Origin of the sequence: Caballeronia sp. LP006, assembly GCF_031450995.1 — a bacterium.
GTDB lineage: Bacteria > Pseudomonadota > Gammaproteobacteria > Burkholderiales > Burkholderiaceae > Caballeronia.
The window spans coordinates 2,771,023-2,784,108 of sequence record NZ_JARTVW010000005.1 but is presented as its reverse complement, the minus strand read 5'-3'; the positions used below and the strand labels follow the sequence as shown (position 1 = coordinate 2,784,108).

The 13,086-nt window shown below is 62.3% G+C and carries 12 protein-coding genes; 4 read left to right on the top strand and 8 right to left on the bottom strand.

Annotated elements, in window-relative coordinates; all coding sequences use genetic code 11:
• Positions 1-6: 6 nt before the first annotated feature.
• The 4 genes from P9250_RS29530 to P9250_RS29515 form a co-directional block, all read right to left on the bottom strand.
• A complete protein-coding gene (locus tag P9250_RS29530; RefSeq protein WP_244826132.1) occupies positions 7-927 on the bottom strand; it encodes an AraC family transcriptional regulator in 921 nt (306 codons plus the stop codon).
• Positions 928-1,001: 74 nt separating this feature from the next.
• Positions 1,002-1,955, bottom strand: coding sequence for a LysR family transcriptional regulator (locus P9250_RS29525; protein ID WP_310396633.1), 954 nt, complete (start codon positions 1,953-1,955; stop codon positions 1,002-1,004).
• 196 nt (positions 1,956-2,151) lie between these two features.
• Positions 2,152-2,811 (bottom strand): 2-hydroxychromene-2-carboxylate isomerase, encoded by a 660-nt coding sequence (locus P9250_RS29520; protein WP_250465482.1) that lies wholly within the window; start codon positions 2,809-2,811, stop codon positions 2,152-2,154.
• A 130-nt stretch (positions 2,812-2,941) separates the two neighbouring features.
• Positions 2,942-4,384 carry a TAXI family TRAP transporter solute-binding subunit gene (locus tag P9250_RS29515; protein WP_244826127.1) on the bottom strand — a complete coding sequence of 481 codons (1,443 nt, stop codon included), beginning with the start codon at positions 4,382-4,384 and terminating at the stop codon, positions 2,942-2,944.
• Positions 4,385-5,059: 675 nt separating this feature from the next.
• Between P9250_RS29515 and P9250_RS29510 the strand changes: the two genes are divergently transcribed.
• A complete protein-coding gene (locus tag P9250_RS29510) occupies positions 5,060-5,422 on the top strand; it encodes a BON domain-containing protein (RefSeq protein ID WP_244826125.1) in 363 nt (120 codons plus the stop codon).
• A gap of 257 nt (positions 5,423-5,679) precedes the next feature.
• Positions 5,680-7,803 (top strand): D-(-)-3-hydroxybutyrate oligomer hydrolase, encoded by a 2,124-nt coding sequence (locus tag P9250_RS29505; RefSeq protein WP_310396630.1) that lies wholly within the window; start codon positions 5,680-5,682, stop codon positions 7,801-7,803.
• A 283-nt stretch (positions 7,804-8,086) separates the two neighbouring features.
• Here P9250_RS29505 and P9250_RS29500 read toward each other — a convergent pair whose 3' ends face one another.
• Entirely contained in the window at positions 8,087-8,818 is a 732-nt protein-coding gene (locus P9250_RS29500) for a DUF2242 domain-containing protein (protein WP_250526187.1), read from the bottom strand.
• A gap of 184 nt (positions 8,819-9,002) precedes the next feature.
• Complete coding sequence (locus P9250_RS29495; RefSeq protein WP_310396627.1) at positions 9,003-9,320, bottom strand: DUF4148 domain-containing protein; 318 nt, start codon at positions 9,318-9,320, stop codon at positions 9,003-9,005.
• Positions 9,321-9,689: 369 nt separating this feature from the next.
• On the opposite strand from P9250_RS29495, the gene P9250_RS29490 reads away from it, so the two are divergent.
• Together P9250_RS29490 and groL are read left to right on the top strand one after the other, a co-directional pair.
• Positions 9,690-9,980, top strand: coding sequence for a co-chaperone GroES (locus P9250_RS29490; protein ID WP_244826120.1), 291 nt, complete (start codon positions 9,690-9,692; stop codon positions 9,978-9,980).
• Between the two features lie 93 nt (positions 9,981-10,073).
• Positions 10,074-11,714, top strand: a complete 1,641-nt coding sequence (groL, locus tag P9250_RS29485; RefSeq protein ID WP_244826118.1) for a chaperonin GroEL — start codon at positions 10,074-10,076, stop codon at positions 11,712-11,714.
• A 118-nt stretch (positions 11,715-11,832) separates the two neighbouring features.
• Here groL and P9250_RS29480 read toward each other — a convergent pair whose 3' ends face one another.
• Positions 11,833-12,216 carry a hypothetical protein gene (locus P9250_RS29480; RefSeq protein WP_250465498.1) on the bottom strand — a complete coding sequence of 128 codons (384 nt, stop codon included), beginning with the start codon at positions 12,214-12,216 and terminating at the stop codon, positions 11,833-11,835.
• Positions 12,217-12,289: 73 nt separating this feature from the next.
• Positions 12,290-13,066: a DUF72 domain-containing protein gene (locus P9250_RS29475; protein WP_310396622.1), complete on the bottom strand. Its 777-nt coding sequence runs from the start codon at positions 13,064-13,066 to the stop codon at positions 12,290-12,292.
• Between the last annotated feature and the right edge of the window lie 20 nt (positions 13,067-13,086).

The window sequence follows — 13,086 nt, the reverse complement described above, 5'->3', positions numbered from 1 at the left end:
GCGGATTCAGCTCAGGCCGTTCGTCTGCCGGAAACGACCCGGCGCCACGCCGTACAACTCCTTGAATCGCTTCGAGAAAGCCGCCTCGGACTGATAGCCCACGTCCGCGGCGACATCCGCGACGCTTTTCCTCGTGTGCATGAGCATGGTGCTCGCAAGCTGCATGCGAACGTGGCTCAGCAACGCGAGCGGCGAGCTGTCCGAATGCGCCGAGAACGCGCGCATGAAGGTGGCGCGCGACATCGCCGCTTCCTTCGCCAGCATTTCGAGCGTCCACGGATCGGCAGGCCGTTCGAGCATGGCGATCACCGCCGCGCCCAGACGCCGGTTCGCCAGCAAGCCCAGCACGCCCGCGAGCGACGGCTGCTCGGTGAGCCATGCACGCAGCACCATCGTGAAGAGCGCGGTGGAGAGCGCCGTGACGATCGACGGCGCACCGGGCTGCGCTTCCTCCGCCTCGCGCCGCATCGCCGCGACGAGCGGCCCGAGATAGGGCGCCGATGCATTCGTGAACGACACGTGCACGAAGTCGGGCAACACGTCGATGAGAAGGGCGCGCGGCGCATACAGAAAGCGTCCGCACAACAAATCCAGCGCCGCTTCCCGACCGTCCACATTGGTCCGCACCGTGATGGCGCCGTTATCGCGCGAAGTCATGGCGCCGATTTTCTCGCTCGCATCGACGGGACCGACGCTCACCACGTGTGCATCGGCGCGTGGCAGCATGAAAATATCGCCCGCGTTCAGCGCGACGCTCGCATGCCCCTTGCGCTCTACCGTGCACGCACCTTCCAGCACGACGTGATAGAGCGCCTCACCTGGCGCACCCGGCGCGTGGTCGAGTTCGAGCGGCCCGGCAAGCAGGCAGCGGAGATCGAGCGCACCGGAAAGGCGCGCAAGCTGAATGAGTCGATCGAGGGCGTCCATGCGCGAAAGAATAGTTCTTGTTTCGCCGATGGTAGCGGAGATGCGCCCGCGCCGTCACTACTTGGCGGCGAGGCTCAGCAGTTCTTCGATGCTGCATTTTTCTTGCGCCCGGTAAGCGTCTCGGAGACGCTCGCGATCATTTCGCGCAGCCATGCGACGTCTGTCGGCAGATCGGGTTGCGGCAGCGAGAGCTGATAGCACTTGATGCGCGGAAACGGCACCGGCGAATCGAGCACCGCAAGCGGCAACATGGACGCGTAATGCTGCGCGAAACGGCGCGGTGCGGTAAAGATCAGATCGGATTGCAGCAGCACTTGCGGCACGAGTCCGAAATACGGAATGGTCGCGACGATGCGCCGCTTCACGCCCGCGCGCGCCAAGCCGATATCGATCGGATGCCGCTTCGCTCCGCTATAAGGCGTCGGCGCGAGATGCGCGGCGAGTGCGTAGCGCTCGACCGTGAGCGGCTCGCGCGCGAGCGGATGGTTCGCGCGCATCAGGCAGACGAATACGTCGGCGAAAAGGTCCTGCTTTTCGAAGCGCGGCTCGGGCTTGGTCCAGTTGGCCATCATCACGTCGATCTCGCCTTCGTCGAGCGCGCGTTCGTGATCGCGCATCGGATTGAGCGATTCGATTTCGAGCCGCGCGTTGGGCGCTGCATCGCGGAAGGCGGCGACGAGCGTCGGCATGAAGAAATCGTTCAGATAATCCGGCGCGGCAAGCCGAAAAGTGCGACGCGAACTCGCGGGATCGAATTCGCCGTGCGGTGTCGCGACGAATTCGACTTCGCGCAAAGCGCGCTGCGCCGGCGCAAGCAGCGATTCGCCGTACTCGGTCGGCACCATTCCCTGCTTGCCGCGCACGAGAATAGGGTCGTTGAGGATCTCGCGGAGCCGCCGCAGCGCGGTGCTGATGGCCGGCTGTGTCTGGTTCAGCCGCTGCGCGGTCTGCGTCACGCTGCGCTCCAGAAGCAGCGTGCGCAAGACGCGGATGAGCCAGATATCGAGTGAGTCGGCGGGATCGTTCATGGGCGAAGCTGCGGTTTGAAGACGGACACGGCGGCTGATCGCAACGAACGCGGAATGCCGAAGCGTGCGTTTGCGCGCCCCGATGCATCACCGTTCACAAAATAGTCACGCAGCTAACCCGAGGTTAAACGCTTTCCGCTTTTTAACGCCATAGCGCACGCGCTATGCGTGGCATCAGCCGCCGAGCCGCGAAGCGTCAGCTGAAGTCCGCGTCTCGCGGCGCGACCGGCAGCGCGCTGATGCGTTTCACTTCGGCGCCATCGAGCCAGTTCGGCGAGCGCGCGACGTAAAGCACCATCGGCAGGGTGTCTTCGCCCCAGAAGAGCTGGTCGTTGACGACGAACGTCGGCACGCCAAAGACGCCCATCGCGACGGCGCGGTCGGTGTTCTCGCGCAGTTTCGCCTTGATGTCTTCGTCTTCGACGCGCGTTTCCGCTTCGGGCATGCCGACCCGCTCGCACAAGCCGCGAAAGCCTTCTGGCGTCGACGGATCGCGTCCTTCGCGCCAGATATAGCGGAAGATTTCGCGCACGCAGACGAGATCGCCGTTTGCGATGACCGCGAGCCGCAGCGCCTTGAGCGGATCGAACGGATGCGCGGGCGGCATCTTGAACGGAATGCCAAGCTGCTCGGCGCGAAAGAGCGCATGCCGATACGTAAACACGCGTTTCGACGGAATGGTCGCCGCGTGCGGCTGTCCCCAGCGGTCGAGCAGCTTCAACAACTGCACCGGCACGAACTCGAACGGCATGTCGGGCCACTTTTCGTGTTGCTCCAGCAGCAGATACGAGAACGGCGATATGAAATCGAAGAAAAAGTACGGCTGGCCAGGGCCGTTGGCATGCGCTGCGCTCATCTAGATTTCTCCCTTGATCCTGCCGCGCCCGGCTTTTCGGGCTTATTCATTGTCCGACCGCATCGCGCAGGCTGCTACGTGGACCCCGCGCCTTTATTCCGCTCGCATCTTTCGATCCTACCTGGCGATATTACGTGCTGCTCGGCTCGCTGTCTGCCTGCGCCGGTTCACGGCGCGGCTCCGTTTCGGCGACGGGCGCATGCGCGAGCCGTTCGCGCACGAAGCCGATATGTTCGCGCAGCACGTAGAACTGATCGGCGAAGGCAAGCGGCATTTTCATGCGATTGACCGCCGATTCGATCGCGTCGATCCGGTCGATCAGGGCGTCGCGCTGCGCGGTGTCCGGGCCGCTGATCGCTTCCCGTTCGATTGCAATGAGCGCGCCATACCACTTGTAGATACGCGATTTCACGCGCCAGCGATAAAGCCCCGGCACCAGCCGCAAGCCCGGAATGAGCACGACGATCAACGGCACCAGCACGACTAGCACGCGATCCGCGAGACTCGCCATCCAGAACGGCAGCGTCCGGTAGATAAAGCTCTTGCCCGACTTGTAATAGCGCTCGGCGTTGTCGCTGATGCGAAATTCGTGGACGAGCGGCGCGGGAAACTCGTTTGCGCGCTGCAGCAGGTTGGCGCGGCTGTGCACTTCGCGCGCCGCTTCGATCAAAAGATCCGAGAGCGCGGGATGCAGACTGTCGCGCGCCACCAGTTCGGCCGTCGGCGCGATGGTGTGGACGGCGCGCGGCGGCAGATTGCGGGCGAAATCGAATGCACCCATCGGCAGTTCGATTTCGGTGAGATAGGGGAAGCGGCGCGCGTAGGCATCGGCTTGAGTGAAGTCCATGAAACGGATGCCGGATGTGCGCAGGAGCTTGGCCATCGTCGGCGGTTGTGCGGAATCGCCGGTCAGGAACACGGCGTCGATCGTGCCGTCTTCGAGCGCGGCCGCGGCCTTGTCGCCGGCGAGCGGCAACAGTTCGGTATCGCCGCCCGGCTCGATGCCATTCGCCTTCAGAAGCGTGAGCGCAAGCGCGCGCGTGCCGCTGCCTTCCGCGCCGATGGCGAGCCGCTTGCCCTTCAGTTCGGACAAGCGCGTGACGGTCGCGCCGCGATAAAACACGGCGAGCGGCACATACGACACGCTGCCGAGCGATTCCAGGTTTGCGTGCTGATCGCTCGCCGCGTCCGGCGTCATGCCGCCTTGCACGAAACCGACATCCACGTCGGATTTCGGATCTTCGAGACGCGTGAGGTTGTCGAGCGAGCCTTGCGTTTCCAGCACGTTGAGCGTGACGCGGTTGCGCGCGAGGATTGCCTTGTACTTCTGCGCGCTGTTCCAGAACGAGCTGCCCTTGGGGCCTGCCGCTATCGTCAGCGTGCTTGGCGGCGCCGGCTGGATCAGCCGCACAGCAAGATAGAGCGCCGCGATACTGACGAGCAGAATCGGACCGAAGGTCAGCGCGAGATCGCGCCAGGAGATCGCGACGAAGCGCGCGACGATCCTCTGCGGCTTGCGTCCCGTGGCTTTGTGAGCGGGGTCTTCGGGTTGGTGTCCTGGAGGTTGAATCATCGCGGCGGCAAACTTGAATAAGCATGGAAGTTTCGAGGTTTCCGCGAGCTTACCTGAAGCCATCCGCATTCAAGATGCCGTTGAGTTGCGCCATGCCACGCGTGCGAGTCGTTAGCTCGGCGGCCGTGCAAACCACGAGTGTGACACGCGTGTGTGCACGCCGCAGCACTCGTGCCGCCGATGTTGCGCCACGCCGCATCCAGTTCCTTGCAACGTTAAATGTTTTGCGCTTAAGGCCGCGCTGGGCTAAATTGACGTTCGCCGCCAGTTGGCGGGAACCATGCGCGTCGTAGCCCGCTCATGCGCCGGACAGTTTCCCGGCATGTGGGTAAATTGGGCGAACGCCATGCTCTTCGGAGTGTCGCGCGACGGTTTCCTGTTCCGCATCCGCCATACGGCAGGCCACATATTCGAGCCGACGGGCACTTGCCCCAAGTAACCGGCCGTAGTCAGTTTGTTAATTTCGCCAGTCTCTCGCAGCACCGCATTGCAGCAGCAGGCCGCATCGAGCGTCTTGTCATCGAGCCATCCTCGGTGGAAGGCGCATTCGAGGCTGCGGCGTGTCCTTCGGGGCCGCCGACGGACTGTTGCACGAAAGCGGTTCGGTTTGTTTGATGTGCCAACGAGTGAAGTAGTAACTGTGCGAAGTCAATAAGCGAAACAAAAGGAGAAATCATGAAAGCTGTCGATCTGTTGAAGGCGCTGGGCGTGGTGGTGTGCGTGGCCGTGGCGTCGAGCGCTTATGCTCAAGCGAGCGATGCGGACGCCACGTCGGCCGCGCCGACCAAGGCTCAGAAATCGGCGACCAAGAAGACCGACCGCAAGCTCGGCTACGACGTGCGCCGTGCGTTGTCGAAGGCGCAAGGCTTCGACGTGTCCAACGTATTCGTACGCGCGCGCTCCGGCGCTGTCGTGCTCTCGGGCACCGTGCCGGAAGGCGGCCAGATTGCCCAGGCAGAAGAAGTGGCCAAGGGCGTTCCGGGCGTGAAGTCGGTTTCCAACAAGATTTCGCTCGGCGTTCAGAACGGCGGAGGCTAAGCACGCCGTTGCGCCGTTTCTGGCGGCGCGGTTTAGCGCTGTCATCGGCGGCGCTTCATGCGGGTCACTCGACGGGCTCCGGCATCACGCCGGGGCCCGTTGTCGTTCTGACATCCTCTGACTTCTCTTTGCTCTAAGGGAAGTTCAGCAATTACGCGATGGCTGTTTGCGCGTAATACTTGTTGTCGGCAAGGCCGTGCGTGCGGCACGGTGCAGAAGTCGATCAACAACAAGCGACCGGATGGCGGAGACACACAATGAAAAGATTCGCACGAGTCCACGGGTTGTCACGCGCGGCGACGCTCGCCGTGCTGGCGGCATTTGCGGCGACCACGCTCGTCGCGTGTCACGGCGGCGATGACGACGGCCCGCAGTTCCCGTCCAACACCTTGCCGAGTTTCGTCTCGGGAACGGTGAAGACGCAGACTTACGACGGCAATACCGACGACCTGCTGACCGCCGGACTCGGCAAGACAGGACTTGCGTCGGCGACGCCGCCTTCAATTGCCAATGCGGCCGCGCCGACAGCGGCGGAACTGCGGCGCCTGGCTATCTATTCGAACTATCGTGCGCTCGTCGATATGTCGGCGAACGGCGGCTACGGGCGCTTCTGGGGACCGAATGTCGATCCGAACGGCGGCGACACGCTCGGCGAAGGCAAGATCGCGGGCAAGGAGTATCTGGCCTTCTCGGACGACGGTTCGGGCACGAAGAACGTCAGCCTGCTCGTGCAGATTCCGACGAGTTTCAATCCGGATCAGCCTTGCATCGTGACGGCGACATCGTCGGGATCGCGCGGCGTATATGGCGCGATTTCGGCAGCGGGCGAGTGGGGCTTGAAGCGCGGCTGCGCGGTTGCGTACACGGACAAAGGCAGCGGCAACGGCGCGCACGAGTTGTCGACCAATCTCGTCACGCTGATCGACGGCACGCTTTCCAATGCGACCTTCGCGGGCAATTCGGCGATCTTCAAGGCGAACCTGAGCCAATCGGCGCTTTCGGCTTACAACTCGGCGTATCCGAATCGCTACGCTTTCAAACACGCTCACTCGCAGCAAAATCCCGAGAAGGACTGGGGCAAGAATACGTTACAGGCGATTCAGTTCGCGTACTGGGCGCTCAACGATACCTATGGCGTGGTCAACGGCTCGACGCACTCCGCGCGCTACTCGAAGGGCAGCATTACGACGATCGCGGCATCGGTGAGCAATGGCGGCGGCGCGGCGCTTGCAGCCGCCGAACAGGACACCGATGGCTGGATAAGCGCGGTCGTCGTCGGCGAACCGCAGATCAACATGAATCTGCCGGCGCAGGTTGCGGTGCGCGAAGGCGGCCAGGCCGTCGGTTCGTTCGGGCGTCCGCTTGCCGATTACATGACCTACGCGAACCTGCTTCAGCCATGCGCGGCGCTAGCGACGGCGGCGGTCGGCGCGCCGTATCTGACGGCACTGCCGCTCGCGACCACCGTGGCGATTCGCACCGCACGCTGCGCGACGCTCGCGGCGAGCGGCGCGATTGCCGGCGGCGATACGCTCTCGCAAGCCAACGACGCGCTCGCGAAGCTGCATCAGGCGGGCTACGAAGCCGACTCCGACACGCTACATGCGCCGATGTGGGACTCGCAGGCCGTGCCTGCCGTCGCCGTGACTTACGCCGATGCCTACATGCTGGCGAGCGTCGCCGACAACCTGTGCAACTTCAGCTTCGGCACGACTAACGCGCTGACCGGCGCGGCGGGCGTGAACCCGCTCGTTTCGCCGATGCCCACGGTCTTCGGCAACGGCAATGGCGTGCCGCCGACCAACGGCATCAACCTCGTCTATAACGCGGGGACATCGGGCGCGGCGGATCATCGGCTTGCGACGCCCGATGCGAGCTTCGCGGGCGCGGCCTGCCTGCGCGCGCTCTGGGCGAACGGCAATCCGACGATGACGGCGAGCGTGAACGCGATTCGCGTCAACGCGAATCTGCGTGGCAAGCCGGCGATCATCGTGCAGGGAAGGTCGGATGCGCTCGTGCCGATCAACCATGCCTCGCGGCCGTATCTCGGCGCGAACAAGGTGGTGGAAGGCAACAACAGCCAGCTCTCACTGTACGAAATCACTAACGGTCAGCACTTCGATGCGTTCCTGAGCCTGGCTGGCTTCGATACGCGCTTCGTGCCCGTGCACTACTACAACCTTCAGGCGCTCAATTTAATGTGGGCTCACCTGAAGAACAACGCGCCGTTGCCGCCGTCGCAAGTCGTGCATACGGTGGCGCGCGGCGGCACGCCGGGTGCGGCGCCTCAATTGACGGTGGCGAATCTCCCGGCGATCGCGGCGAGCCCCGGCGCGAATGCGATTTCGGTGAATGGCGGCGTGGTGAGTGTGCCGAATTGAGGGGTGATGGGAGTGGCGTGCGGATTGGCGTCGCCGTCGGCGGCAGGCGGAGCTTCAGCTTTAGGCGGCGCGTGATGAGCGCGCCGCCTCGATGCGTCCGGGGGGGGGGGGCTAGCTGCGCGATGAGCGAGGCGTCACAGGCCACGCGGGTACATTTTGCGAACGGCGACGGGTGCTGAATGAGGTTTGCGGTGAGCTGATCACGCAACTGCAGCCGCCGTTGCCCGCGTGCTTGATGCTTGCATCGACGAAGCGTTTCCCGGAACGACGCGTGCGCTCGATCTCACTGAACCGGCGCCGATGCCGCGACGCCCTCGGACGCGGCGTGTTTCGCGTCGGATGACTGGATGGCCGTCGCCGCCGCGGCGGGCGCCTGTACGACGATAGGCGTTGGCGTGAGATCCGGTGAACTCACGATCAGCGACGGTGCGAGCGGCTTGCTCTTGACCTCATCCGATGCGATGGGCGAACTGCGCGGCACCGTGCTCAGATAGTGCCCCATCAGCCCGAAGAATCGGTCATAGAACTTGCCGGCGGGCACGGTTTCGCTGGAAATCTTGACCATTGCATCGCTGTTCGAACGGATCGGCAGCGAAAGCGAGCCCAAGACGCTCAAGCCCACGCTTGCGGAGGTATCGCTCTTCTTGAGTGCATAGCCGTCCTGCACCGCGTTCACATAAGCGATGCTCGTATTGGTCGTGTTTTCGCCGGGCGTGCAGACCACATGGAATGAGACGACCACGTGCGTTTCGGTGGACGGCTGGAAGTTCTTGGTGGCGTCGACGGTATCGGCTTGCGCCATCGTCGTGAGAAAGCCTTGCGAAAGCAGCGCGCGGCGGGCCGCCTCGCAGGTTTCGTTCACGGTGGCGTCGAAGTTGCGCGCGAACGGGCTTGCACCGGAGTCAAAGAGTTCTTGCTGATAGCTCGGCGTGGTCGCCGCGCGTCCGCCACAGGCGGCAAGGGCGAGAATTCCGAGGGAGAGAAAGGCAACGCGCAGCGACGACGACATAGGCATGAGAGGCAACGAAGACGAAATTTGTGATGCAACAAACACAAATTGTAGTGCCCTCCGACTGCGCGAGAAAAAAACGTAGTCCAAAAACATCGTCGAATCCATGGATTACAGAAACTTTTCCTTCGGGATGCGCAAAAATCAAAAGCCCGGCGTGCGTGCCGGGCTTCGTTACGCGAATTGACGATTACGGGCGATTGAAGTCGACCGGATTCGGGTCGATAGCCGCGCGGCGGGCAGCACCCGAAGCGGCAGCGCCTTCGCCGACACCGCCAAACGACGATGCAGCCGTGCCTTGTTGCGCGTTCAGGCGTGCTTGCGCGGCCTGACTGTTGGCGGGGTATTGGGTTTGATCGCTGGCCGGGTTGTAGCCTGCGCGTTCCAGTTGAACCAGTTGAGCCTTCACTTCAGCCCGCGTCACCGGCGCGTTTTCTTGCGCCTGGGCGAAAGTGGGGACTGCAAGGACGGCAGCAACGGCGATTGCGGGGATGATCGACTTGAACATGATGAACCTCCTAGGTACTGATCTCGGGAACGTTGCGGGTGGAGAGTTTGTCTCTTCACTGCTTCGTCGTTGAAATGCAGTCTAGGCCTCGCCGACCCTAGTAGAAACCCTAATTAAGCAAAATCAGAATTGACGGATTGACATTAATCTAGCCAATCGACCTTACGAAATCCATAAATTTCCCCGTGTTTAGACAAAAGTACGCGAAATAGGGAATGCCCGTCTGTCCCCGTCCTTTGAAATTGTCAAACTCGGTCCATATAATTAGCACTCACTGCACGAGAGTGCTAACAAATTGCCGCTCGGGCAGCTTCGCTTACCGGGCGGGTTTCCCCCGCGTTTTCAGTCTCAATCAAGAGAGGAGTGTGTATGAATCTTCGTCCTTTGCACGATCGCGTCATCGTTAAACGTCTGGATCAGGAAACCAAGACTGCCTCGGGCCTCATCATCCCCGAAGCTGCAGCCGAAAAGCCGGATCAAGGCGAAATCCTGGCCGTCGGCCCGGGTAAGCGCGATGACAAGGGTGTGCAGAACGCCCTCGACGTGAAGGTGGGCGACCGCGTGTTGTTCGGCAAGTACGCCGGCCAGACCGTCAAGGTCGACGGGCAAGAACTGCTCGTGATGCGCGAAGAAGACATCATGGCCGTTCTGGTCAAGTAAGCACCTTCCTGCACTTCGGCTTCGCCGCAGAGCCGCTCCATTGGAGCCTGCCGCCCGAAGCCTCCAAACTGAATCGACTCAAGGAGTTTGAATATGGCAGCTAAAGAAGTCACTTTTGGCGATACCGCACGCGCCAAGATGGTCGAAGGCGTGAACATTCTGGCCAACGCGGTCAAGGTCACGCTGGGTCCGAAGGGCCGCAATGTCGTGCTCGAGCGCAGCTTCGGCGGCCCGACGGTCACCAAGGACGGTGTCTCGGTCGCGAAGGAAATCGAACTGAAGGACAAGCTCCAGAACATGGGCGCGCAAATGGTCAAGGAAGTGGCTTCCCGGACCAGCGACAACGCCGGTGACGGCACCACGACCGCTACGGTTCTGGCGCAATCCATCGTTCGCGAAGGCATGAAGTACGTTGCATCGGGCATGAACCCGATGGACCTGAAGCGCGGTATCGACAAGGCAGTGGCTGCAGCTATCGAAGAACTGCGCAAGATCAGCAAGCCCTGCACGACGAACAAGGAAATCGCTCAAGTCGGCGCGATTTCGGCGAACAGCGACACGTCCATCGGCGACCGTATCGCTGAAGCAATGGACAAGGTCGGTAAGGAAGGCGTGATCACGGTTGAAGACGGCAAGTCGCTGGAAGACGAGCTGGACGTCGTGGAAGGCATGCAGTTCGACCGCGGCTACCTGTCGCCGTACTTCATCAACAACCCGGACAAGCAAGTCGCCCTGCTCGAAAACCCGTTCGTGCTGCTGCACGACAAGAAGGTTTCGAACATCCGCGATCTGCTGCCCGTACTGGAACAAGTCGCGAAGGCTGGCCGTCCGCTGCTGATCATCGCTGAAGACGTCGAAGGCGAAGCGCTGGCTACGCTGGTCGTGAACAACATCCGCGGCATTCTGAAGACCGTTGCCGTCAAGGCTCCGGGCTTTGGCGACCGTCGCAAGGCCATGCTGGAAGACATCGCTATCCTGACCGGTGGTCAAGTGATCGCGGAAGAAACCGGCCTGACGCTCGAAAAGGCTACGCTGGCTGAACTGGGTCAAGCAAAGCGCATCGAAGTGGGCAAGGAAAACACGACGATCATCGACGGCGCTGGCGAGGCAGCAAGCATCGAAGCGCGCGTGAAGCAAGTGCGCACGCAGATCGAGGAAGCAACGTCGGACTACGACCGTGAAAAGCTGCAAGAGCGCGTGGCCAAGCTGGCTGGCGGCGTGGCAGTGATCAAGGTCGGCGCTGCGACCGAAGTCGAAATGAAGGAAAAGAAGGCACGTGTCGAAGACGCACTGCACGCAACTCGTGCGGCTGTGGAAGAAGGCATCGTGGCTGGCGGTGGCGTCGCGCTGATCCGCGCTCGCAAGGCTGTCGAAGGCGTGAAGGGCCTGAACTCGGACCAGGACGCGGGCATCCGCATCGTTCTGCGTGCGATGGAAGAGCCGCTGCGCCAGATCGTCACGAACGGCGGCGAAGAAGCTTCCGTCGTGGTGGCGGCTGTTGCTGCGGGCACGGGCAACTACGGCTACAACGCGGCAACGGGCGAGTACGGTGACCTGGTGGAAGCCGGTGTCGTCGACCCGACCAAGGTGACGCGCACGGCATTGCAAAACGCGGCATCGGTGGCAGGCCTGCTGCTGACGACCGACGCAGCCGTCGCGGAACTGCCGAAGGAAGACTCGGCCATGCCTGGTGGCATGCCCGGCGGCATGGGCGGCATGGGCATGGACATGTAATTCGGCTTCGACCGGTTACTTGCTTCATCCTCGGGGCGTGGGTTTCGAAAGAAGCTCACGCCGCAAAGAAAAACCCGCAGCAATGCGGGTTTTTTTCGTCCGTGGCAAACGCGGACCGTTACTTGTTCATCTGATCGCGCAAGTTCTGCGCGGCGGCCTTGTAGTCGTAGGTCGGATAAAACTCCGTCGTATAGCCGCCCCACGCGGTGGTTTCGATCGCGCGATTCACTTCGCGCAGGCGATCGGCCGGCACGCGTAGCGTCACGACCTGACCGACGCCCATCATCACGTACCACGACACCACTTCGATTCCCGGCGGCGGAAACGTCTTGAAGAAGCCTTGCTCCTTCAACTGCTCGTTGATCTTCGGAAGCGGTTTGCTTTGATCGTGCTTGAGGAAGATGGTCAGCAGGAAGGTGCCGTCGCCAGCCGGTGTGGCGGGCGGCGCCGTGCTTTGCTGCGCGTTTGCGGGCAGGGCGATGTGAATCAGCGAGGCGAACATCGTGGCTTGAAAAAGGCGTGCAATTCGTCTTGCTGATCGATGCATCGGGAATGCTCCTCGTGAACGAATCGGTTTAACGATGGTGGGTGCGCAGACGCTCGATCATATGCAGTGCGTTGGGTTGCGCATTGCCTTCGGCGGTGTTGTCGAAGATGCACCAGACCTCGGGCGTTTTCTTCGCGCGCGTGTGCAGCGTGCGCGCGAGGTCGTCGAGATAGGTGTAGTTGTAGGAAGACTTGTAGAGCTCGGGCGAGCCATGCAGCCGCACATACACGAGCGAAGTGTCCGCGCGATGCTTGATCTCGCACTCGTCGGGGATCGGGTCCGCATCGACATAAGCCATGTGATGCGCCTTCAGGAGCGCGGCCGTGTAGGTGGTGAACCAGGACGGATGCCGCGCCTCGATTGCAATCGGCAACTTAGTGCGCTCACGCAACGCCTTGATGAAGGCTTCGGCCGTGGCCTGATCGAAGGGCAGACTGGGCGGCAGTTGCACGAGCCAGCAACCGAGCTTGTCGCCGAGTTGCCCCGCGCTTTGCAAGAATTCGTCAAGGAGCGCCTCGGTGCCGACGAGCCGCGCGTCGTGCGTAATGGACTTGGGCAATTTCACCGAGAAGCGAAACGACTCGGGCACGCTCTGCGCCCAGTTCACGTAAGTCGATTCGCGATGCGGTTTGTAGAAGCTCGAATTGATTTCGACGCAAGTCAGCACGTGTGCGTAGCGTTCGAGATGCGTGCCTTCATGCGGAAAGCTCGACGACACGGCGCTCGACAAACCCCAACCCGCGCAGCCGATACGGATCGCGCCTTGCGGGCCGGGCTTGTGCAGATGGGGCAGTCGGTACGGCATGCGTTCTCCCGGCGACTCGA